23 protein-coding genes, 1 tRNA gene and 1 riboswitch are annotated in these 21,386 nt (G+C 72.9%); of the genes, 10 read left to right on the top strand and 14 right to left on the bottom strand.

What is annotated here, in order from left to right:
* The first annotated feature begins 283 nt into the window (after nt 1-283).
* The 3 genes from ACUP6Y_RS09110 to ACUP6Y_RS09100 are packed head-to-tail and all read left to right on the top strand — an operon-like array spanning nt 284 to nt 2,243.
* The gene (locus ACUP6Y_RS09110; protein WP_462555513.1) at nt 284-505 is read left to right on the top strand and encodes a CbtB domain-containing protein; all 222 of its coding nucleotides are present in this window, start codon (nt 284-286) and stop codon (nt 503-505) included.
* Between the two features lie 14 nt (nt 506-519).
* Nucleotides 520-1,341, top strand: a complete 822-nt coding sequence (locus ACUP6Y_RS09105; protein ID WP_462555512.1) for a CbtA family protein — start codon at nt 520-522, stop codon at nt 1,339-1,341.
* Nucleotides 1,338-2,243 (top strand): cobalamin biosynthesis protein, encoded by a 906-nt coding sequence (locus ACUP6Y_RS09100; protein ID WP_462556675.1) that lies wholly within the window; start codon nt 1,338-1,340, stop codon nt 2,241-2,243. Before ACUP6Y_RS09105 ends, ACUP6Y_RS09100 begins: the two co-directional genes overlap by 4 nt.
* On the opposite strand, the gene ACUP6Y_RS09095 is transcribed toward ACUP6Y_RS09100, so the two are convergent.
* Nucleotides 2,230-2,595 carry a winged helix-turn-helix transcriptional regulator gene (locus ACUP6Y_RS09095; RefSeq protein WP_462555511.1) on the bottom strand — a complete coding sequence of 122 codons (366 nt, stop codon included), beginning with the start codon at nt 2,593-2,595 and terminating at the stop codon, nt 2,230-2,232. The genes ACUP6Y_RS09100 and ACUP6Y_RS09095 overlap by 14 nt on opposite strands.
* A 106-nt stretch (nt 2,596-2,701) precedes the next feature.
* Between ACUP6Y_RS09095 and ACUP6Y_RS09090 the strand changes: the two genes are divergently transcribed.
* Nucleotides 2,702-3,553 carry an NAD(P)H-binding protein gene (locus ACUP6Y_RS09090; protein WP_462555510.1) on the top strand — a complete coding sequence of 284 codons (852 nt, stop codon included), beginning with the start codon at nt 2,702-2,704 and terminating at the stop codon, nt 3,551-3,553.
* Here the strand turns inward: ACUP6Y_RS09090 and ACUP6Y_RS09085 are convergent.
* The 5 genes from ACUP6Y_RS09085 to cobN all read right to left on the bottom strand — a co-directional run bounded on the left by ACUP6Y_RS09085 (nt 3,531) and on the right by cobN (nt 10,415).
* Nucleotides 3,531-4,265, bottom strand: a complete 735-nt coding sequence (locus ACUP6Y_RS09085) for a cobalt-precorrin-6A reductase (RefSeq protein ID WP_462555509.1) — start codon at nt 4,263-4,265, stop codon at nt 3,531-3,533. The two genes, ACUP6Y_RS09090 and ACUP6Y_RS09085, sit on opposite strands and share 23 nt — an antisense overlap.
* Entirely contained in the window at nt 4,262-5,653 is a 1,392-nt protein-coding gene (locus tag ACUP6Y_RS09080) for a cobyric acid synthase (protein ID WP_462555508.1), read from the bottom strand. The genes ACUP6Y_RS09085 and ACUP6Y_RS09080 overlap by 4 nt, the downstream gene beginning before the upstream one ends.
* A 97-nt stretch (nt 5,654-5,750) precedes the next feature.
* Entirely contained in the window at nt 5,751-6,113 is a 363-nt protein-coding gene (locus ACUP6Y_RS09075; RefSeq protein ID WP_462555507.1) for a hypothetical protein, read from the bottom strand.
* On the bottom strand, nt 6,100-6,846 hold the full coding sequence (locus tag ACUP6Y_RS09070; protein WP_462555506.1) for an SAM-dependent methyltransferase: 747 nt from the start codon (nt 6,844-6,846) through the stop codon (nt 6,100-6,102). The genes ACUP6Y_RS09075 and ACUP6Y_RS09070 overlap by 14 nt, the downstream gene beginning before the upstream one ends.
* Entirely contained in the window at nt 6,843-10,415 is a 3,573-nt protein-coding gene (gene cobN / locus ACUP6Y_RS09065; RefSeq protein ID WP_462555505.1) for a cobaltochelatase subunit CobN, read from the bottom strand. The genes ACUP6Y_RS09070 and cobN overlap by 4 nt, the downstream gene beginning before the upstream one ends.
* A 35-nt stretch (nt 10,416-10,450) precedes the next feature.
* Nucleotides 10,451-10,570, bottom strand: a riboswitch (cobalamin riboswitch).
* Between the two features lie 16 nt (nt 10,571-10,586).
* On the opposite strand from cobN, the gene ACUP6Y_RS09060 reads away from it, so the two are divergent.
* Genes ACUP6Y_RS09060 through ACUP6Y_RS09050 form a run of 3 tightly spaced genes read left to right on the top strand, consistent with a single transcriptional unit; the run spans nt 10,587 to nt 12,138 of the window.
* On the top strand, nt 10,587-11,129 hold the full coding sequence (locus tag ACUP6Y_RS09060) for a hypothetical protein (protein WP_462555504.1): 543 nt from the start codon (nt 10,587-10,589) through the stop codon (nt 11,127-11,129).
* A 39-nt stretch (nt 11,130-11,168) separates the two neighbouring features.
* Nucleotides 11,169-11,528 (top strand): helix-turn-helix domain-containing protein, encoded by a 360-nt coding sequence (locus ACUP6Y_RS09055; protein WP_462555503.1) that lies wholly within the window; start codon nt 11,169-11,171, stop codon nt 11,526-11,528.
* A complete protein-coding gene (locus tag ACUP6Y_RS09050) occupies nt 11,521-12,138 on the top strand; it encodes a hypothetical protein (protein WP_462555501.1) in 618 nt (205 codons plus the stop codon). The genes ACUP6Y_RS09055 and ACUP6Y_RS09050 overlap by 8 nt, the downstream gene beginning before the upstream one ends.
* Here ACUP6Y_RS09050 and ACUP6Y_RS09045 read toward each other — a convergent pair.
* Nucleotides 12,105-13,658 (bottom strand): AMP-binding protein, encoded by a 1,554-nt coding sequence (locus tag ACUP6Y_RS09045; RefSeq protein ID WP_462555499.1) that lies wholly within the window; start codon nt 13,656-13,658, stop codon nt 12,105-12,107. The genes ACUP6Y_RS09050 and ACUP6Y_RS09045 overlap by 34 nt on opposite strands.
* Before the next feature lie 164 nt (nt 13,659-13,822).
* On the opposite strand from ACUP6Y_RS09045, the gene ACUP6Y_RS09040 reads away from it, so the two are divergent.
* Genes ACUP6Y_RS09040 through ACUP6Y_RS09030 form a run of 3 tightly spaced genes read left to right on the top strand, consistent with a single transcriptional unit; the run spans nt 13,823 to nt 16,363 of the window.
* Nucleotides 13,823-14,230, top strand: a complete 408-nt coding sequence (locus tag ACUP6Y_RS09040) for a hypothetical protein (RefSeq protein WP_462555497.1) — start codon at nt 13,823-13,825, stop codon at nt 14,228-14,230.
* Nucleotides 14,181-15,704, top strand: coding sequence for a sensor histidine kinase (locus ACUP6Y_RS09035; protein WP_462555495.1), 1,524 nt, complete (start codon nt 14,181-14,183; stop codon nt 15,702-15,704). Before ACUP6Y_RS09040 ends, ACUP6Y_RS09035 begins: the two co-directional genes overlap by 50 nt.
* The gene (locus tag ACUP6Y_RS09030) at nt 15,689-16,363 is read left to right on the top strand and encodes a response regulator transcription factor (protein WP_462555494.1); all 675 of its coding nucleotides are present in this window, start codon (nt 15,689-15,691) and stop codon (nt 16,361-16,363) included. Before ACUP6Y_RS09035 ends, ACUP6Y_RS09030 begins: the two co-directional genes overlap by 16 nt.
* 10 nt (nt 16,364-16,373) lie before the next feature.
* Here ACUP6Y_RS09030 and ACUP6Y_RS09025 read toward each other — a convergent pair whose 3' ends face one another.
* The 7 genes from ACUP6Y_RS09025 to ACUP6Y_RS08995 form a co-directional block, all read right to left on the bottom strand.
* A complete protein-coding gene (locus ACUP6Y_RS09025; RefSeq protein WP_462555493.1) occupies nt 16,374-17,252 on the bottom strand; it encodes a serine/threonine-protein kinase in 879 nt (292 codons plus the stop codon).
* A gap of 1 nt (nt 17,253) precedes the next feature.
* On the bottom strand, nt 17,254-17,670 hold the full coding sequence (locus ACUP6Y_RS09020) for a hypothetical protein (RefSeq protein ID WP_462555492.1): 417 nt from the start codon (nt 17,668-17,670) through the stop codon (nt 17,254-17,256).
* 154 nt (nt 17,671-17,824) lie between these two features.
* The gene (locus tag ACUP6Y_RS09015; RefSeq protein WP_462555491.1) at nt 17,825-18,427 is read right to left on the bottom strand and encodes a hypothetical protein; all 603 of its coding nucleotides are present in this window, start codon (nt 18,425-18,427) and stop codon (nt 17,825-17,827) included.
* 53 nt (nt 18,428-18,480) lie between these two features.
* Nucleotides 18,481-18,552, bottom strand: a tRNA-Val gene (locus tag ACUP6Y_RS09010).
* Between the two features lie 211 nt (nt 18,553-18,763).
* Nucleotides 18,764-19,252: a peroxiredoxin gene (locus ACUP6Y_RS09005; RefSeq protein ID WP_462555490.1), complete on the bottom strand. Its 489-nt coding sequence runs from the start codon at nt 19,250-19,252 to the stop codon at nt 18,764-18,766.
* Between the two features lie 8 nt (nt 19,253-19,260).
* Nucleotides 19,261-20,904: an AMP-binding protein gene (locus ACUP6Y_RS09000; protein WP_462555489.1), complete on the bottom strand. Its 1,644-nt coding sequence runs from the start codon at nt 20,902-20,904 to the stop codon at nt 19,261-19,263.
* A gap of 22 nt (nt 20,905-20,926) precedes the next feature.
* A complete protein-coding gene (locus tag ACUP6Y_RS08995) occupies nt 20,927-21,364 on the bottom strand; it encodes a DUF3052 domain-containing protein (RefSeq protein ID WP_462555488.1) in 438 nt (145 codons plus the stop codon).
* Nucleotides 21,365-21,386 lie beyond the last annotated feature (22 nt).

Below are 21,386 nucleotides of genomic sequence, written 5' to 3'. Positions count from 1 at the left end.
CATGTTCGTGTCCCCCATGGTGTCCGCCCACTTGCCGGAGAGACGCTCCCAGACGCGTGTCCCCCACGGCAATAGTCCATTTGGAGGACACTCCCCGAAATAGTCGAGCCCGTGCCCTAGAGTCCGTCATGCAGGCACGAGGAAGCCGGTGGGACTCCGGCACAGTCGCGCTACTGTGACACCGCTCCGCCCTCCGGGTCGGGTGCGGTGAAGTCAGGAACGAGTGCCTGCACACACCTCACACCCATTGACCAGGGACGCTGAATCCCTGAGGAGGCACCACATGTCGCAGTCCTCTGCCACCCCTCTCGCCGCGCCGGTCGTCCAGGTCCCGGTCGTCCCGCTGCTCCAGCTCGGCACCTGGGTCGTCTTCTTCGGCCTGCTCGCGATGCTGGCGATCTTCTTCGTGAGCGCCGACCAGGGCGCGATCTCGCTCCCGGCGGGCAACGCGGTCCACGAGTGGGTGCATGACGCCCGCCACCTGCTCGGCTACCCCTGTCACTGAGCGGGGGCGCGAGCATGAGCACCGTTTCCGAGGAGAGCTCTGTCCTGAGCCCGGCCTCCTTCCTGATCCGTGGCCTCGCCGTCGGCCTGGTGGCGGGCCTGATCGCCTTCGTCGTCGCGTTCGCCTTCGGTGAGCCGCAGGTCGACGACGCGATCGGCCTCGAGGAGGCGGCCGCCGCCCAGATGACGCCACAGGAGGTCGCCGCCGAGGAGGCCGCCGCTGCCGACGAGGACCAGTCCGGCATGGTCGAGATCTCCCGCGACAACCAGAAGAGCTGGGGCCTGCTGACCGGCATGCTGGCCGTCGGCGCCGCCCTCGGCGGCCTCGTGTCGCTGGCCGCGGCCGCCGTGCTCGGCCGGCTCGGGGGCCTGTCGGCGCGCGGCTCCACCGCGCTGGTGGTGCTGGTCGGCTTCGTCGCCGTCGCGCTGGTGCCGTTCACCAAGTACCCCGCCACGCCGCCCGCCGTCGGCAGCGGCGACACGATCGGCGGCCGCAGTGCGTCGTACTTCGGGCTGCTGCTGATCTCGGTCCTCGCCGCCATCGCGATGGTGGTCGTGGCCAACAGGCTGCTCGCCCGGTTCGACGGCTGGACCGCGGGTCTCATCGTCGCGGGCGGGTACCTGGTCGTCGTGGTGGTGGCCGGGCTGCTGCTGCCCACCGTCAACGAGCTCGGCGACTTCCCGGCCGACACGCTGTGGTACTTCCGCCGCGCGTCACTGGCCACCCTGGCCACCCTGTGGGCCGGGATCGGCATCGGCCTGACCGCGCTGATCGGCCGGATGTCGGACCAGGCCGCGGCCAGCACGGCGCGCCGCGAGCTCGCCGCCAGCCTCTGAACGCTCGGGCCGCCGGTCTGCTGCTCGGCTACGCCGCGGATCGGCTCCTCGCCGATCCGCGGCGTGGTCATCCCGTCGCCGGCTTCGGCCGCGTGGCGGCCACTCTCGAGAAGAGGATCTGGCGCGACGACCGCCCCACCGGTGTCGGGTACGTCGCCACCCTGGTCGGCGGCGCCGTCGTGCTCGGGATCGTGGCCGAACGTGCCCTCCCCCGCACGCTCGCCACAGCGGTCGCCACCTGGGCAGTGCTCGGCGGGACGTCCCTGGACCGGGAGGCCGCCGAGGTCTCCCGGCTCCTCGCCGCCGGCCGCCTCCCGGAGGCGAGGCAGCAGCTCACCCATCTGGTCGGCCGCGACACCCGCCGGCTCGACGAGACCGAGGTGGTCCGGGCGGCCCTGGAGTCGCTGGCCGAGAACACGAGCGACGCGGTCGTCGCGCCGCTCGTGTGGGGTGCCGTCGCCGGCGTGCCCGGGCTGCTCGGCTACCGCGCCGCGAACACCCTCGACGCGATGGTCGGACACCGCAGCGCCCGCTACGAGCGCTTCGGGTGGGCGGCCGCACGGTTCGACGACCTGCTCAACCTGCCGGGCTCCCGGCTGACCGCCGCGCTCGCCACGGTGCTCGGCCCGGACCCGGCCACGGCCTGGCGGACCTGGCGCCGTGACGCCGCCGGCCACCCCAGCCCGAACGCCGGCCCGGTCGAGGCGGCCTTCGCCGGCGCCCTCGGGACCCGGCTCGGCGGCACCAACGACTACGGCGGCCGCATCGAGCACCGCGCGGTGATGGGCGACGGTCCCCCGCCCGACCGGGCGGAGCTGGACCGCGCCCGCACCCTGGCCCGCCGGATCGGCGTCGGCGCGGTGCTGACGGCCGCCGCGGCCGCGCGGCTCAGGTCCCGATGATCGTGTCGGCGTTGCGGCCGACCCAGCGCAGCAGCGGCACCATCACCTCGGCCAGCTCCTCGCCGAGCGGGGTCAGGCTGTAGTCGACCCGCGGCGGCATCACCGGCTGCTGCTCGCGATGCACCAGTCCGTCGGCCTCCAGCGTCTTGAGGGTCTGGGCGAGCATCTTCTCGCTGATGCCCTGTGCCCGGCGGCGCAGGTCGCTCCAGCGCTGCGGCCCGTCGGTGAGCGAGACCAGCACCAGCACGCCCCACTTGCTCATCACGTGGTCGAGCAGCACCCGGCTCGAGCAGGCCGCGGGGAACACGCCGCCGGGGAACTGCTCGAAGATCGTCTCGGCACTCTCCCCCACGGAAGTACCTTACTTCAAAGTGCGTACTAACCAATGGGAAGCAACTCCCCGAACGGTCCGTTGAAGGGGTCGACAGGCACGACCCCACCGCTCGAAAGGCCACCCCATGTCCCTCGTCGTCACCGGAGCCACCGGCCACCTCGGCCGCCAGGTCGTGGCCTCTCTCCTCGCCAAGGGCGTCCCCGCCGACCAGGTCGTCGCGCTGGGCCGCGACGAGGAGCGGCTCTCCGGTCTCGCCGCCCTCGGCGTCACCACTCGGCGGGTCGACTACGCCGACACCGCGGCCCTCGCCACCGCGCTCACCGACGCCGACCGGGTGCTGCTCATCTCGGGCAGCGAGGTCGGCCAGCGCCTCCCCCAGCACCAGAACGTCATCGACGCCGCGTCGGCGGCCGGCACCGCCCTGCTGGCGTACACGAGCATCCCGCACGCCGACACCTCCGGCATCGCACTGGCCGCCGAGCACCGCGCCACCGAGGAGGCGATCCTCGCCTCCGGGCTGCCGCACACCTTCCTGCGCAACGGCTGGTACCTCGAGAACTACACCGACCAGCTCGCGACCTACGCCGAGCACGGCGTCCTCGGCGCCGCGGGTGACGGTCGGGTCAGCGCCGCCACCCGCGCCGACCTCGCCGAGGCCGCGGCCGCCGCCCTCCTGCTCGAGCAGCCGAAGGCCGTCTACGAGCTCGGCGGTGCGGCGTTCAGCCTCGAGGAGCTCGCCGCCACCGTCGGGGACGTCCTCGGCAAGGACGTCACCTACACCGACCTCCCGGCCGACGAGCTCACGAAGGTCCTCGTCGGCGCCGGCGTGCCGGAGCAGTTCGCCGCCATCCTCACCGACGCGGACCTCGGCCTGGGCCGCGGCGAGCTGTACGTCGAGCCCGCCGACCTCGAGGGGCTGCTCGGCCGGCCGGCGACCACGCTCGCCGAGGCACTCAAGGCCGCTGCTGCCGCCTGAGCACCCAGGCCAGGGCGGCGTCGGCATCGGTGACGGTGTCGACGCCGTCCGGCGCCGGCGGCCGTCGTACGACGACCACGGGGATGCCCAGCTCGGCGGCCGCCTCCATCTTGGGCCAGGTCAGCTCGCCGCCGGAGTCCTTGGTGACCAGCACGTCGCGGTCGGCCATCAGCTCCCGCTCCCGTTCGAGCGGGTAGGGACCGCGTGAGGTCAGCAGCTCCCAGTCCGGCGGGACCACGAGGTCGGGTGGGTCGACGACGCGGGCGAGCACCTGGCGCTCGGCCAGCGCGGGGACGAACCGGGCCAGCTCCTGGCGGCCGATCGTGAGGAACGGGCGGCTGCCGAGCTCGCCGGCGACGGTCGCGGCCTGCTCGTGGGTGTCGACCCAGATCCACGACGGGGTGGCCCGCTCGGCCCAGCCGGGGCGCTCCAGCCGCAGCAGCGACACGCCGCTCGCAGCGCAGGCGGCCGCGGCGTTGCGGGAGATGCCGGCGGCGAACGGGTGGGTCGCGTCGACGACCGCGTCGAAGTCGGCCAGGGCGTCCCGCAACCCCGGGACCCCGCCGAAGCCGCCGATCCGCACCTCGCCGACGGGCAGTCGCGGACGCGCGACCCGCCCGGCCAGCGACGAGACGACGGGGATGCCGGCCGCGACGAGGCGCGCGGCGAGGTCACGGGCCTCGCCGGTGCCGCCGAGCAGCAGCACCCTCATCGGGTGAGCTCCACGATCGCGTCGAGGTCGACGTGCTCCTCGACCAGGTCGCCGAGCAGGTCCAGCCGAGCCGCTCGGGCCGCGGGGAAGGACGCCGCGGACGCGACGTCGAGCGCGGCGGCGAGGTACGCCGCGCGGGTCGCGTCGTCCTCCAGGCTGCCGTGCACCATCGTGCCGGTCACCGTCCCGCTCACGGTGGTGCCGGTGATCCGGCCGTGGTGGATCTCGTAGCCGGCGGGCTCGTGCAGCGCGAGGCGCTTCTCCGGCGCGAACCGGGTGGTCAGGTCGAGCAGGCCGAGGCCGTCGACGGCCGCGCCCGCGGTGCCCTCGGTGCCGTCGGGGTCCTCGATCCGGCGACCCAGCATCTGGCAGCCGCCACAGATGCCGAGCACCGGCCGCCCCGCCCTCGCGTGCCGCTGGATCGCCGTGTCGAGTCCCCGCTCGCGCAGCCAGACCAGATCGGCCAGGGTGGCCCGCGTGCCCGGCAGCACGACCAGGTCGGCGTCGGCCAGCCGCGCCGCGTCGGACACGAACTCGACGTCCAGCGCCGGCTCCAGCCCGAGCGCGTCGACGTCGGTGAAGTTGCTGATCCGCGGCAGCCGGACGACGGCGACCTTGCGGGTGGTCGCGCCCGGCGCCGCCCGCCGCCCGGCGAGGTCGAGCGCGTCCTCGGAGTCCAGCCACAGGTCGGGGTGCCACGGGAGCACGCCGTACGTCGGGCGGCCGGTGCGCTGCTCGAGGTCGGCGAGCCCCGGCCGCAGCAGATCGACGTCGCCGCGGAACTTGTTGACGACGTACCCCGCGATCAGCGCCTGGTCCTCCGGCTCGAGCAGCATGAGCGTGCCGTAGGCGGACGCGAACCAACCGCCGCGGTCGATGTCGCCGACCACGATCGTCGGCACGTCCCCGTGCCGGGCGAGCCCCAGGTTGACGTAGTCGGTGGAGCGCAGGTTGATCTCCGCCGGGCTGCCCGCGCCCTCGGCCACGACCAGGTCGAAGCGCTCGCGCAGGTCGTCGAAGGCGTCGAAGGCCGTGGCCGCGAGCCGAGCGCGCCCGTCGTGCCAGTCGCGGGAGGACACCTCGCCCGCCGGCTGCCCCATCAGCACGACGTGGCTGCGCCGGTCGCTGCCGGGCTTGAGCAGCACCGGGTTCATCGCGACCTCGGGCTCGACGCCCGCCGCGACCGCCTGCACCCACTGCGCCCGCCCGATCTCGCCGGGCGCGCCGTCGGGGCCGCGCACGACCATCGAGTTGTTGGACATGTTCTGCGCCTTGTACGGCGCCACCCGGATCCCCCGCCGCGCGAACGCCCGGCACAGCCCGGTCGTCAGCACGCTCTTGCCGGCGTCGGAGGTCATCCCCGCGACCAGCAGGGCGGCCCCGGTCATCGGGGGCTCCGGGGGTGCAGGAATCGCCTCTTCAGCGGTGATTCCTGCGCTTCTTGACCGGTGCAACGGGCAAGAAGTGCAGGTTTCGGCCAAGAAGTCATCCGCGCTTCCCGCGGAACACGTGACGCTGCAGCACCCCGGGCACCGGACCACCCTCGCGGACCCAGTCGACGACCGCATCCGTGGCATCCGGCGACAGGACTCCGCCGAGCCAGGTGTCCCTCGGCCGCCGGCCACCGGGGAACCAGGTGAAGTCCCGGACCAGGACGACGTTCGAACGATCGCACTCGTCGAGGCAGTCGACCACACGCACCCGGACCCGCGGCCCGCGGCGCCCGGCCGGGTCGTCGAGCGCCTCGATCTCGTCGCGCTGGGCGCGGTGGTCGGCGTCGGGGTGCTTCTTCGTGGTGCCACAGCAGCAGTCGCGGCACAGCAGCACGTCCCGCTCAGGCAGCGCCATCGGTTCCCCCGTCGACAGGGCCGCGCAGCAGGAACAGGTCCATCACCCAGCCGGCCTCCGCCTTGGCCGCGTCCCGCGCCGCCTCGATCGAGCCCACCACGTCACCGACCCGGCCGGACACCAGCCGCTCCCCCACACCGCCGAGGTTGGCGCCCCACCAGATCGACCAGTCCTCGAACCCGTCGAGGTCGACACCGGAGGTCAGCATCACCACGACATTGCGCTGCCCGGCGGCCACATCGGCCCGCAGCCGCCGCGCCGTCGTCACGTGGACCGGCTGGCCGACCTCGTGCAGCACGATCGCGTGCCGGGCCGCCAGCACCTGCGGCGCACTCACGCCGGGGAGCACGTCGAAGGAGACCCCCAGCTCGCGCACGATCCGGATCGTGCCGTCGTACAGCGACGGGTCGCCCCAGACCAGGAAGGCGCACCCACCACCCCGCGCGGACAGCGCGGCACGGTAGGCGGCCAGCCGGGCGGCGTACCAGTCGGCGACGGCGCCCTCGTAGCCCGCGCGGTCCAGGCCGGGCGAGCGGTCCCGCTCCGGGTCCGGTACGACGACCAGCTCGACGCCGTACGCGTCGCACACCGCCTGCCGCACCGCCAGCAGCGGGTCGTCCTCGCCCTTGGCCACCGCGAGCGCGTAGTCACATTCCGCCAGCGCCGCGGCTACCTCCGGCGTGACGTGCTGCGGCCCCATCCCGAAGCCGAGCACCCGCACAGACACACTCATCGGTCTTCCAGATCTCCCTCGACCTCGAGATAGGCCGCCTGCAGGGACGCCAGGAGCTCCGGGTCGGGCGACTCCCACAGGCCCCGATCCGCAGCCTCGTGCAGCCGCTCCACGATGCTGCGCAGCGCCCACGGGTTCGACGTGCGCAGGAACTCCTGGTTGGTCTCGTCCAACACGTACGACCGGGCCAGGGACTCGTACATCCAGTCGTGCACCACGCCCGCGGTCGCGTCGAAGCCGAACAGGTAGTCGACCGTCGCCGCCAGCTCGAAGGCGCCCTTGTAGCCGTGCCGCTGCATCGCGCCGATCCACCGCGGGTTCGCCACCCGCGCGCGGAACACCCGGTTGGTCTCCTCCTGCAGCGTCCGGGTCCGTACGGCGTCCGGCGTGGTCGAGTCGCCGACGTACGCCTTGGGCGCGGATCCGGTCAGCGCCCGGATCGTCGCGACCATGCCGCCGTGGTACTGGAAGTAGTCGTCGCTGTCGGCGATGTCGTGCTCGCGGGTGTCGATGTTCTTGGCCGCGACCTTGATCCGCCGGTAGTTGGCGCGCATGTCGTCGGAGGCGGGTACGCCGTCGAGGTCGCGCCCGTAGGCGAAGCCACCCCACGCGGTGTAGACCTCGGCCAGGTCGGCGTCGTCGCGCCAGCTGCCCGACTCGACCGCCTGCAGGATGCCGGCGCCGTAGGAGCCCGGCTTGGAGCCGAAGATCCGGGTCCGCGCGCGGCGCTCGTCACCGTGCTCCGCGAGATCGGCGGCAGCGTGGGCGCGGACGAAGTTCTGGTCGAGCGGCTCGTCCAGGTCCGCGACCAGCTGCACCGCGTCGTCGAGCATCGCCACCACGTGCGGGAAGGCGTCGCGGAAGAAGCCGGAGATCCGCACCGTGACGTCGATCCGCGGGCGGCCGAGCTCCTCCAGCGGGATGACCGTCAGCGCATGCACCCGCTTCGACGCCTCGTCCCACTCCGGCCGGACGCCCAGCAGCGCCAGCACCTCGGCGATGTCGTCGCCGGAGGTACGCATCGCCGAGGTGCCCCAGACCGACAGGCCCACCGACTCCGGGTAGGCCCCTTCCTCCGCGAGATAGCGCGCGACCAGCGACTCCGCCATCGCCTGCCCGGTCTGCCAGGCCAGCCGCGAGGGCACCGCGCGCGGGTCGACGGTGTAGAAGTTGCGGCCGGTCGGCAGCACGTTGACCAGGCCGCGCAGCGGCGAGCCCGACGGCCCGGCGGGCACGAAGCCACCGGCCAGCGCGTGCAGGGTGTGGTCGAGCTCGTCGGTGGTGCGGGCCAGCCGCGGCACCACCTCGGTGGCGGCGAACGCCAGCACCTTCCGCACGTCGGGGGACGCGTGCAGCTCGTCGACCCGAGCCGGGTCCCAGGCGGCCTTCTCCATCGCCTCGACCAGGGACCGGGCCTCGGCCTCGACCCGGTCCACCTCGACCGTCGGCGCGTCCGGCGCCAGACCCAGCGCGGCCCGCAGCCCCGGCACCGCCTGTGCCTGTCCGCCCCACACCTGCGCGGCCCGCAGGATCGCGAGCACCAGGTTGACCCGGGCCTCGCCGTCGGGGGCCTGGCCCAGGACGTGCAGGCCGTCGCGGATCTGGACGTCCTTGATCTCACACAACCAGCCGTCGACGTGGAGCAGGAAGTCGTCGAAGTCGTCGTCCTCCGGGCGGTCCTCGAGCCCGAGGTCGCGGTGCAGCTCGGCAGCCCGCATCAGGGCCCAGATCTCGCCGCGGATGGCGGCCAGCTTGGCCGGGTCCATCGCGGAGATCTTGTCGTACTCCTCGAGCAGGCCCTCGAGCCGCGCGATGTCGCCGTACGCCTCGGCGCGGGCCATCGGGGGAATGAGGTGGTCGATGATCGTGGCGTGCGCGCGGCGCTTGGCCTGCGCGCCCTCGCCCGGGTCGTTGACGAGGAACGGGTAGATCAGCGGCAGGCTGCCGATCGCCGCGTCGGTGGCGCAGGAGGCCGACAGCGCGGCGTTCTTGCCCGGCAGCCACTCCATCGAGCCGTGCTTGCCGAGGTGGACGACGGCATGCGCGCCGAAGCCGTGCTGGACCCAGCGGTACGCCGCCAAGTAGTGGTGCGACGGCGCGAGATCGGGGTCGTGGTAGATCGCGACCGGGTTCTCGCCGAAGCCGCGCGGGGGCTGGATCATCAGCACGATGTTGCCGGCGCGCAAGGTGGCGAGCACGATCTCGTCGCTGTCGTTGACGAACAGCCGCCCCGGCGCCGGACCCCACGCCTCGACCATCGCGTCGCGCAGGTCCTCGGGCAGATCGGCGGTCCAGAACCGATAGTCGTCGGCGGAGATCCGCACGTGCGCGTCGGTCAGCTGCACCGACGTCAGCCACTCCTCGTCCTGTCCGCCGGCGGCGATCAGCGCGTGGATCAGGGTGTCGCCGGCGACCGTGTCGTCGTCGAGGTCGAGGACACCGAAGCCGTCGCCGACGTCGTACCCCGCCTCGCGCAGCCTCCGCAGCATCCGCACCGCCGAGACGGGCGTGTCCAGGCCGACCGCGTTGCCGATGCGGGAGTGCTTGGTGGGGTACGCCGACAGCATCAGCGCGATCCGCTTGTCCTGGTTGGGGATCCGCCGCAGCCGGGCGTAGTTGACCGCGAGCCCGGCCACCCGCGCGGCCCGCTCCGGGTCAGCGACGTATGACGGCAGCCCGGCCTCGTCGAGCTCCTTGAACGAGAACGGCGCGGTGCTGATCCGCCCGTCGAACTCGGGGATGGCGACCTGGTTGGCGTAGTCGAGTGGGGTGACGCCGTCGTCGGAGGCCTCCCACTCGGCGCGGCTGCTGGTCAGGCACAGCCCCTGCAGGACGGGGATGTCGAGGGCGGCGATCCGCTCCACGTCCCAGGTCTCGTCCTCGCCACCCGCGCTGACCGAGGCCGGCGTCGAGCCGCCCGCCGCCAGCACCGTGACGACCAGCGCGTCGAGGTCGCCGAGCGCGGCGAACAGCTCGTCCGGCGCCGCCCGCAGCGATCCGGCGAAGATCGGCACCCCGACCGCCTCGCCGGTGGCGTCGATCGCGTCGCACAGCGCATGCACGAACGCGGTGTTCCCACTGGCCTGGTGCGCCCGGTAGAAGAGCACCCCCACCGTGGCCCGGTCCCCGGCCACCGCGGGCCGCTCGACCAGCCCCCACGCCGGGATCACCTCCGGCGGCTCGAAGCCCTCGCCGGTCAACAGCACCGTGTCGGACAGGAACCGGTGCAGCTCGGTGAGGTTGCGCGGGCCGCCCTCGGCGAGGTAGCGGTGCGCCTCCGCCGCGATCCCGACCGGCACCGTCGAGGCCTCCATCAGCTCGGCGCTCGGCGTCAGCTCGCCACCGAGCACCACGAGCGGGCGGCCGGTCGCGCGCAGCGCGGCCAGCTCGGCGTCGTACTGCTGCGGGGAGCCGAGCAGCCGGACGACGACCAGGTCGGCGCCGGTGGCCAGCAGCACGAGCGCGGCGAGGTCGCTGCGCGCCGGGTTGGCCCAGCCGTAGTCGGCGCCGCTGGCCCGCGCGGACAGCAGGTCGGTGTCGGACGTGGACAGCAGTGCGATGCGCGCCATGACGCTCAAAGCCTCCTCGGGGTTCGCGCCCCTCATCGGTAGGTGTGTCCGCGGCCAGTGTCTGGCTGCCCGCCGCCACGAGGGCGACGGGGTCACAGTGGCGGAACCGCCCCGGTCTCACACCGGGTTCCTGCACCGCGGACCTGTGGGGAGTCAGCCTACGGTGGTCCCATGCAGGATCAGCAGGCGCCCGGCATCCACGTGGCCGTTCACGGCCACCCCAACCTGGACACCCTCCTCCTGTGGCACCCCGCGGTCCGCACCGACGCCGACGCGGTGGGCGCCCTGGCGAGCCGGATCGCCACCCGCGGCGGGGTCCGCGTCGTCGTACCCACCTGGGCGGACGGACGCGACCTGCTCCGCTCGGTCCGCTACGCCCGCCAATCGGCCGTGCATCCACCGGACCACGTCTCCGTCGTCGGGTACGGCGCCGCGGGCATCGCCGCGCTCAGCCTGGCCGAGCACCAGCGGCGCCTCGGCATCGGCCTGCGCCGGGTGACCTGCGTCGACGGCGCGGACGGCCTCGCCGACCCGATCAGCGGCCAGCCGCTGGGGCCGCCGGCACCGAGCCCGGCGAGCACGGAGGTCGACATCGTCGAGGCCGCCGATCCCGCCTGGGCGCGGGCGACCGTCGAGGCCTGGAGCTCCGCCGGCTGGGCGGCCTTCGCCATCCCGGCCGAGGAGTTCACCTGGCGCCTCGGCGACACCCCTTGATCGACTTAGCGAAAACGCTAAGATGGGCGTATGCCGCTCATGGACGAACGACCCCCGCGGGGCACCGACCTGCTCGGCCTGCGACAGCGCGCTGGGCTCAGCCAGGCCGAGATGGCCGCCCGGCTGGGGATCACGGCCAGCGTGCTGAGCGCCTACGAGCGGGGCCGGCGCGAGCCTCGGGTCGACATCTTCTTTCGGGCCGTCGACGTCGCCGGCTTCCACGTCGACTACGTCGAGAAGTCGGGGCGCGCACCACAGCGATGGACCGTGCCGAACGCCCAGGAGAAGGCCGAGATACTCGTGAGGGTGGCCGCCCTCGGCATGGCGCTGCCGCGCCGCGACCGTGGCCCACTCACCTTCCCCCATGACGTCTGGAGGAAGGTGTCTGTCGATGCCTGACCACGTCGTGGTGCTCCAGCGGGCGGTCGAGGTGCAGCAGCGACTCGAAGCAGACGGGATCCGGACGGCGATCGGCGGCGCCCTCGCCTTGGCCTACCACGTGACGGAGCCGCGCTCGACTCAGGACATCGACCTCAACATCCTGTTGCCCAAGCAGGACGCGGCGCGTGTCCTGTCCCTCCTTCCTGACGACGTTCGTTGGACGCAGGCGCACCTGGCCGCCATCGAGCGCGACGGCCAGGTCCGCATCATGTGGGACGTCGACAAGCCGCCGCCGATGCCCCTCGACCTGTTCTTCGCCGAGCACGAGTTCCACCACGTCGCGACCGACCGCGCCCTGTGGGTGCCGATGCTCGACGCCGAGGTCCCGATCCTCTCGGCCACGGATCTCACCGTGTTCAAGGCGCTCTTCGACCGCCCCAAGGACTGGGTCGACATCGGTGAGATGGCGTCCTACGGCGCCCCGAGCCTCGACCTCGCCGATGCCGGACGCTGGGTCGCCGAGATCGTCGGCGCCGACGACGCCCGGGTCGCCCGGCTGCGCGACCTCGCCGCGCGTCCACCCGAGCCGCCGGCTCAGTTCACCTGGCGGGATCTGCCCTCCCAGTAGGGCGCGCGCAGCTTGAACTTCTGCAGCTTGCCGGTCGCCGTCCGCGCCAGCTCGGTGCGGAACTCCACCGACGTCGGCGACTTGTAGCCCGCGAGCCGGTCCTTGCACCAGCGGATCAGCTCGGCCTCCATCTCGGGACCGGCGGTGGCGTCGGCGGTGAGGACGACGAGCGCCTTGATCGTCTCGCCCCACTTCTCGCTCGGGACGCCGATCACCGCGACCTCGGCCACGGCCGGATGGGAGAACAGGGTGTCCTCGACCTCGATCGAGGTGACGTTCTCACCGCCGGTGATGATGACGTCCTTCTTGCGGTCGGCGATGGTCAGGTAGCCGTCGTCGCCGAGGTAGCCGCCGTCGCCGGTGTGGAACCAGCCGTCCTCGAGCGCCGCGGCCGACTCCTCGGGCTGCTCCCAGTACCCCTCGAGGATCACGTTCGACTGGGCGAGCACCTCGCCGGCGCCCTCCTCGGACTCGTCGATCGCCAGCCGTACGCCGATCGCCGGGGCGCCCGCGCGCGTCAGCCGGGTCGCGCGCTCCTCGGCCGAGAGATCGTCCCACTCGGCGCGGGTGCGGTTGATGGTCAGCAGCGGGGAGGTCTCGGTGAGGCCGTAGATCTGGATGAACTCCCAGCCCAGCTCCTCCTGGACCCGGATCACCGTCTTCGTCGGCGGCGGGGCGCCGGCCATGATGATCCGCACCCGGTCGCGCCCCGGGATCTCGCCCTCCCAGGTCTGCGCCGCCTCCAGTACGGCGGCCGCCACCGCCGGCGCGGCGCACATCACCGTCACGCCGTGGTCGCGCACGCGGCGCAGGATCTCGGCGCCGTCGACCTTGCGCAAGATGATGTGCCGCGCGCCGACGCCGGTCATCGCGAACGGCATGCCCCAGCCGTTGGCATGGAACTGCGGCAGCGTGTGCAGGTAGACGTCGCGGTCACCGATCCCGGCGTGCAGGCCGAAGGTCAGCGCGTTGACCCAGATGTTGCGGTGGGTGATCTGCACGCCCTTGGGGCGCGCGGTGGTGCCCGAGGTGTAGTTGATGGTCGCGGTGGCGCCCTCGTCGTGCTCCCACGCCTTGGGCTCCGCGCCGGGCGCGGCGTACAGCGCGTCGTCGTCGCCCAGCACGTACTTCTGCTCGCACGTCACGCCCGCGAGCGACTCCTCGAGCTCCGGGTCGAGGTAGAGCACCCGGGCGCCGGAGTGCTCGACGATGTACTGCACCTCGTCGGGGCTGAGCCGGAAGTTCACCGGCACCAGCACCCGGCCCCAGCCGCTGACCCCGAAGAACGAGGTCAGCAGCCGGCTGCTGTTGTGGCTGACGATCGCGACCCGCTCCCCCACGCCGATCCCGAGCTCGTCGAGCTTCGCGGCCTGGCGCCGCGCCAGCTCGCCGATCTGCGCGTAGGTGAGCTCGCCCTGGCCGGGCGCGGGCTGGGTCGGCTCGTCGACGACACCCACCCGCTCGCCGTACACCTGCACGGCGCGGTCGAGGAAGTCGTTGACGCTGAACGGGACGAACACACGGGCCTCCTGGCATCGGACGCGGGTCACGGGTGTGACACCCACCACCCTAGGCCCGTCGCCCCACCCCGCGCTGCCTCCGAAAGGAGGCAGTCGCGGGCCGGATGAGAGGACTCTCATCCGGCTCTCACCGACGTCCCACGATCGGGCAGGATGATCGGGTCATGAGTCGTGCGTGGAAGGTCCTGCTGCCGGTCGCGGCGCTGATGGTGCTGGCCGGCTTCGCCGCGGGCGCGGTGGTCCGCGCCGGTGCCGACGAGCCACCCGCCCGGACGCCGCTCGACCTGGGGCCCGCCGCCCCGGCCGCTACACCGAGCCCCACGGTCCCCGTGACGCCGACGACGCCCGAGAGCGAGCCGACGACCCCCCGGACCGAGGTGATCACGCCGCAGCCCGACCTCGACGATGACGACGACGATGACGACGATGACGACCGCCGGGGACGCGACGACGACCGGGACGACCGGGACGACCGGCACGAGGACGGCGACGACCGGGAGGACCACGCGGACGACGACCGGCGTGGCGACCGGCGTGGTGACCGGGGCGGCCGCGGGCACGATGACGACTGACCCGTCGACTGACCCGACGGCACCGGCCCGCTCGGGCCTGTCCGTCCGGATCCGGATCACCGCCGCGGTCGCGCTGCTCGTCACGGTCGCCCTCGCCGGCGCCGGGCTGATCGTCTACTGGGTCGAGAGCCGGGCGCTGACCGAGACCCTGCAGAGCGAGGTCGAGCAGGAGCTCGACGAGTTCGTCGCCCTGCAGCGCACCGGCGACTTCGCCACGGTCCGCGAGCTGCTCGAGGGCTTCTTGACCCGCAACGTGCCCGACGACGACGAGCTGCTCGTCGGCTGGATCGGCGACGGCACGCTCGTGCAGTTCCCCGAGGACGACCTCGTCGACGACCCGAGGTTCCAGGAGGCCGTCGCGCCGCTGGTCGTCGACGGCGGCACGACCTACCTCGACACCGACCGCGGCGAGGTCCGGATCACCGCCCAGCCGGTGGCCCAGGGCAGCCAGCGCGGCGCGCTGCTCGTGGTCACCTACCTCGCCGAGGACCGCGGCGGGCTCGGACAGACGATGCGCACCTACATCCTGGTCGCCCTGCTGTCCGCCGCCCTGGTCACCGCCACCGCGGCCTGGGTCTCCGGGCGGCTGCTGCGCCCGCTGCGCACCCTGCACCTCGCCGCCGAATCGATCACCGCGACCGATCTCTCACGCCGCCTCCCCGAGCGCGGCAACGACGACATCACCGCCCTGACCCGCACGGTCAACGGGATGCTCGACCGGCTCGAGCACGCCTTCGCCGGCCAGCGGCAGTTCCTCGACGACGCCGGCCACGAGCTGCGGACGCCACTCACCGTGCTCCGCGGCCACCTCGAGCTGCTGGACCCCGGCAACCCCCAGGAGGTCGCCGAGACCCGCGCGCTGCTGCTCGACGAGGTCGACCGGATGTCGCGCCTGGTCGGCGACCTGATGGTGCTGGCCAAGAGCGACCGCCCGGACTTCCTCACCCCCGGCGCCACCGACCCGTCCGCCCTCCTCGCCGCCGTGCTCACCAAGGCCAGCGCCCTCGGCGAGCGGAGCTGGCGGCTCGAGGCCTCGCCCGACCTCCCGGCCGAGCTGGTCCTGGACGGCCAGCGGATCACGCAGGCGCTGCTCGCCCTCGCCGACAACGCCGTCAAGCACACCGCCCCCGGAGGCCGGATCGCGATCGGCGCCGCGGTGGCGGGCCCGACCCTGCGCTGCTGGGTGCAGGACGACGGCGCCGGCATCGCCCCCGGCGACGAGGCGCGGATCTTCGGGCGGTTCGGCCGCGCGGCGGTCCCCGAGGGCGACGAGGGCTTCGGCCTGGGGCTCTCCATCGTGAGCGCGATCGCGCAGGCCCACGGCGGCACGGCGTACGTCGACCCGTCCGGCTCCGCCCCCGGCGCCCGGTTCGTGATCGAGGTCCCCGCCGTCCTCCCGGTCCCGCTCCCACCGCATCTCGCCGATCCGGCCGACTCGGAGCAGACCCAGGTGCTGACGTGGCCCACATCCTGATCGTCGAGGACGAGGAGCGGATCGCCTCCTTCGTCGCCAAGGGCCTGCGCGCCGAGGGCCACCGCACCACCGTGGCCGACGACGGCCGCACCGGGCTCGACCATGCCCTCGCCGGCGACGTCGACCTCGTCGTCCTCGACATCGGGCTGCCGGCCATCGACGGCTTCGAGCTGCTCGACCAGCTGCGCTCCCAGGGCTCGCGGGTCCCCGTCATCGTGCTCACCGCCCGCGACTCGGTCGCCGACACCGTGACCGCGCTGGAGGGCGGCGCGGACGACTACATGCCCAAGCCGTTCCGGTTCGCCGAGCTGAGCGCCCGGGTCCGCCTCCGGCTGCGCCAGGCCGCCGCCACCCCCTCCGGCAACGGCACTCTCGACTCCCTGAGCGCCGCCGGCATCGAGCTCGACCTGCGCACCCGCCGCGCCACCGTGTCCGGCCGCGAGATCGAGCTGTCGGCGCGCGAGTTCGCGCTCGCCGAGATCTTCTTGCGCAACGCCGGCCAGGTCCTCTCCCGCGAGCAGCTGCTCGACCACGTCTGGGGCCTCGACTTCGACCCCGGGTCCAACGTGGTCGACGTGTACGTCGGCTACCTGCGCCGCAAGCTCGGCGCCGCCGCCATCACCACGGTGCGCGGGATGGGCTACCGGCTCGAGCGCTGACGCCGGAGGCTCAGCCCTTCCAGTGCAGCCGCGGCGCGGGCAGCGCCGCGATCTCGGGCTCCAGCGCAGCGACGATCTCACGCGGCAGCGGCCGGTTCACGGGGTCCGGCTCCAGCAGTGCGTGGACGAGCCTCCCCACCGCCGCGGGTACGTCGGCCGGCAGCTCCGCCGGCGCATCCAGCAGCTGTGGGAACCGGTCGGCGGGCTCGGCCGCGGCCGGGTCGCCGTCGCGGAACGGCCGGTACCCGGCGATGGCGTGGAACAGGGTGGTCCCCAGGCCCCAGAGGTCGCTCGCGTGGCCGGGTACGCCGTACGCGCCGCCGGGGGCGGCCTGCTCGGGTGCCATGTAGGCGTCGGTGCCGACGTGCCCGGTGATCTCGGCGGCGTGGGCCGCCTGCCGCGCGACCGAGAAGTCGATCAGCCGCGCGGGCGAGCCCATGATCACGTTGCTGGGCTTGAGGTCCAGGTGGCACACGTCGGCGTGCCGGAAGAAGTGCAGCGCGGAGGCGAGGTCGACCGCGAGCGGGAGGTGTTGCTGCGGCGAGAGCCGTCGGTGCCGGCGGATCAGCCCGGACAGGCTGGGGCCCTCCACGTGCTCGAGCACGAGGTGCGGCCGGGGCCCGCCGACGTCGTACCTCAGGCCGCGCACGGTCACCGGATGGTGGGCGACGTCGAGCGCGGTGGCCTCGCGGACCAGGCTGTCGAGGGTGTGCTCGTCGGCGACCTCCGCGGGCCGCACCACCTTGACCACGACCGGGCCGTAGGTGATCTCGTCGAAGGCGAGATAGGCCTCGTACGCCGAGCCGCCCCCGAGCGAGCGCAGCGCGGTCAGCTCGGGGGTGATCGCGTCGCCCTCGGCGAAGTCCCAGGACGACAGCGTGCCGCTCATCTCAGCCGCGGGTGTTGTGGCGAGACCTGTCGTTGGTGTGGTCGCGGGTCCAGTCCCGCACCTTCGGCCCGGGACCGTCGTTGGTCCAGTCCCGCACTGCCCGCCCGGTGCGGCTGTGGTCGCGCCCGCTGCGCGCCCCGGTCCGGCTCCGGGTCCGGGTCCCGGTGTCGCCCGCCCGGGTCCGGGTGTGGGTCGCGGCCGAGGTGCCGGTGTCATCGCCCACGCGGGCCCGCAGGTCGTCGCCGTCCGGGTCGTCGTCGACGGCCAGCACGATGTCGGGGGCGTCCTGCTCCCGCTTGAACGCCGGGTGCGCGTCAGCGCCGCTGGCCTGCGCGGGCCACACGAGCACGCCCGCCGCCACCCCGGCGGCGGTGACGCCGGCCAGGCTGCTGATCGCGACCATCAGGGGCTTCTTCATGGTTCCTCCTCGATCGGTGACGTCGACGTCCTCGCCGACACCGCCACTGTCTCGAGCCGGCGTGAGGCAGGCATGAGCCGCCGGTGAGAGGGTTCTCATGTTCTGACCTCGCCCGCCCGGGCCCCGCTGTCCTGCCCGACCGCAGCCCGGCCGGTCAGCGCTTGATCTTCGGCGACATCGCCGGCACGTCCCACAGCGTGGTGCCGGTGCGCAGCGCGTCGTCGTCGTAGCTCTCGCCCGTGAACATGCCGAAGGTCGTCAGGGTCGCCCCGACCCGCACCCAGCGCGGGTCCCCGATGCACGAGCCCGGCACGGTCAGCCGGATCGCCGTCTTGTCGGCGATGAGCTTGCGCTTGAGCCCCTTGCACCGCTTGTCGGGCTTGTCGGAGAGGGTCATCAGGTGGGTGCCGCCCATCCCGGGCATCCGGACCGACATGAGCAGGAAGCGCTGGCCCGGCGTGCGGAGCACGGCGTTGATGCCGAAGGCGCCGGTGACCTTCGCGCGGGTGTGCAGCTCGATGACCAGCTTGGTGCGGCGGTGGTCGATGACGACTCCGGTGATGTCACCGTTCGTATGCTCCGGCACGGTCTCGACCGACAGCGAGGTCTCGGTCTCGACCTGGTGGGTCACGTCGCCGGCCTCGTCCTGGTGCGTCCACCGGTCGGCCTGCGCCGGTGCGGCGAGCGCGATCGTGCCTCCCGTGAGCAGGAATGACAGCAGCACGGCGGGAACGGCCGGCGACACCCGAAGCGACATGGCGTCACCTTCGCACAGTTGCTGACGAGGTGTTGCCACAACCTGGCGGCCGGTGGGCGCAGAGGGGATCGAACCCCCGACCACCTCGTTGTAAGCGAGGGGCTCTACCGCTGAGCTATACGCCCCAGAAGCCGGGCCAGCGTACCGAAGCGGCGTGCTAGGACCGAAACGAGCGCGCCCGTTGAGCACCGGGAAAAATGAGCTGAACCGCTGGCGTCTCGGGTCACCAGCGGTTCAACGAGTAGAACAGTAGCGGCCCGATCCGCTCTGTCCAACGGGTCACGGCCAAATAGTTGAAAAATGACCCGAAGTGACTACAACCACGGCCCGAAGTGCCTATGCCGCGGCGGCGCGCAGGGCCGCGAGCAGGTCGTCGGCGCTGCGTGCGGCCGGCTTCGGGTTGTGGACCGACCAGCTCAGGCGCCCCGCCCTGTCGATGACGTACGACGACCGCTCGGCGCTCCCCCCGCGCTCGTCGAACACGCCGTACGCCCGGGCCACCTCGCCGTGCGGCCAGAAGTCGCTGAGCAGCCCGAAGTTGAGTCCGTCGGCGTCGCTGAACGCCCGCAGCGCGTAGACCGGGTCGCAGGAGATCGCCAGCACCTCGGTGTCGAAGGTGAGGAACTCGTCGAGCCGGGTGCGGATGCCGTGCATCTCGCCGCTGCACACGCCGCTGAACGCGAACGGGTAGAACACGAGGGCGACCGCCTTCACTCCGCGGTACGACGAGAGCGTGATGTCCTGGCCGAACTGGTCGCGCAGCGTGAAGTCGGGGGCGAGACCACCGATCTCGATGCCGGTCGCGGCGCTGGGCGGTCCTGCCACGTCGGGCCTCACTCGGCCGGCTCGATCGCGACGAGCTCGCGCTTGAGGACCTTGCCGGTCGCGTTGCGGGGCAGCTCGTCGAGGAAGACGATCTCGCGCGGCACCTTGAACCGGGCCAGGTTCTGCTTGACCAGGTCCTTGAGCTCGTCGGCGGAGACCGGCTCGGTCTCGGGGACGCGGACCACGAAGGCCCGCAGCCGCTTGCCGAAGTCGGGGTCGTCGACGCCGATCGCGGCCACCTCGGCCACCCGGTCGTGGGCCGCGATGCAGTCCTCGACCTCCTTCGGGAAGACGTTCTCGCCGCCGGACACGATCATCTCGTCGTCGCGGCCTTCGACGTAGAGGCGACCCTCGGCGTCGAAGCGCCCGACGTCGCCGGACGACATCAGCCCGTCGACCATCTCCTTGCCGCCACCGCCGGTGTAGCCCTCGATCTGCAGGCTGTTGCCGACGAAGATCCGCCCCGACTCCCCCACGGGAACCTCGCGCCCCTCGGCGTCGAGGATCCGGACCACCGTCTGGTGGGGCAGCCGGCCCGCGCAGCCGGGCGCCTCGCGCAGGTCCTGCGGGGAGGCGATCGAGGCCCAGGCGACCTCGGTGGAGCCGTAGATCGAGTAGAGGTTGTCGCCGAAGCGGTCCATCCACTGCGTCGGCAGGTCACCGGGCAGCGCGGAGCCGGAGGAGGCGACGGCCTTGAGGTCGGGCAGCGGGTAGCGGTCGAGCACCTCGTCGGGCAGCGCGAGGATCCGCTGGAGCATCACCGGGATGACCGCGAACGAGTCGCACCGCTCGTCGCGGAGCAGACGCAGTGCGTCCTCGGGGTCGAACCTCCGGGTCAGCACGAGCGTGGTGCCGAGCATCATCGCGAGCTGGTAGTGGGCAAACCCCCAGGTGTGGAACAGCGGCGCCGCCACCTGGCACCTCCAGCCGCTCTTGAGCGGCATCCGCGAGAGGAGCGAGATCGCTGCCGGCAGGCCGCCCTGGGGACGGGGCGCGCCCTTCGGCGTACCCGTGGTGCCCGAGGTCAAGATGATGGTGCGGCCCTTGCTGGCCGGTGCGGCCAGGTCGTCGGTCCGGCCGGCCGCGAGCCCCGCCGAGATCAGCCCCTCCAGGCTGTCCGGCCCGGCGTCGCCGTCGACCCAGCCGAGCACCCGGTCCGCGATGTCGGCCCCGGCGAGCAGCCCGGTGAACTCCTCGTCGTGGACGACGACCCGCGGCCGCTCCCGCTCGACGACGTCGGCCAGCTGGGGCCCGGCGAAGGCGGTGTTGAGGTAGAGCACGTCCGCGCCGAGCTTGCTGATCGCGATGGACGCCTCGACGAAGCCCCGGTGGTTGCGGCACATGACGGCCACGCCGTCGCCGGCCCGGACGCCGCGCTCGCGCAGCCCGTGGGCCAGCGCGTTGGTGCGCGTCTGCAGCTCGCCGAAGGTCAGCGAGCCGAGCTCGTCGACGATCGCGACCTGTCCCGGCATCCGCAGCGCGATGGTCTTGAACCCGCCCGCGGGCGTGGTGCTCCAGCGGCGCAGGGCGTTGGCCATGCCGGCGAGCACCAGCGGCGAATAGGGGCGCACGATCCCCGACTCGGTGAGGATCTTGAGGCTGGTTCCGGTGTCCCTGACCCGGCCGGTGACCCGGTTCGCGATCTTCCCCATGCCCCTATTCAAGCCCACGGGGTCAGGCAACCGACTTCGGCGCCACCAGACGGGTCGCGGCCCAGTCCTTGCTGACCGCCGCGGCGGTCGTCTGCGAGAGCCCGGCGATGGGGGCGGCCTCCGCGATGTCGGCGGCGTCGACCGCGCCGGGACGACCGATCTTGGGCGTCAGCAGCCAGATCACGCCGCCGCCGACGAGGTCGGTGAGGGCGTCGACGAGGCCGTCGACGAGGTCGCCGTCGTCGTTGCGCCACCACAGCAGGGCGGCGTCGACGACATTGCCGTAGTCACCGTCGACCATGTCGCCGTCGATGGCGTCCTCGATCGCGACGCGCAGCTCGTCGTCGGTGTCGTTGTCCCAGCCGAGCTCCTGGACCACCATCCCCTGCTTGAGGCCCATCCTCTCTGCGGGTCCGGTCGGGCCGGATGAGCTGGTGCCGCCGGTGGCGGTCGAAGTCACGGTGAGTCCTCCAGTGGTTCGG

The sequence above is a fragment of the Nocardioides sp. S5-5 genome (assembly GCF_054954065.1).
This window is presented reverse-complemented; position numbering and strand designations above follow the sequence as displayed.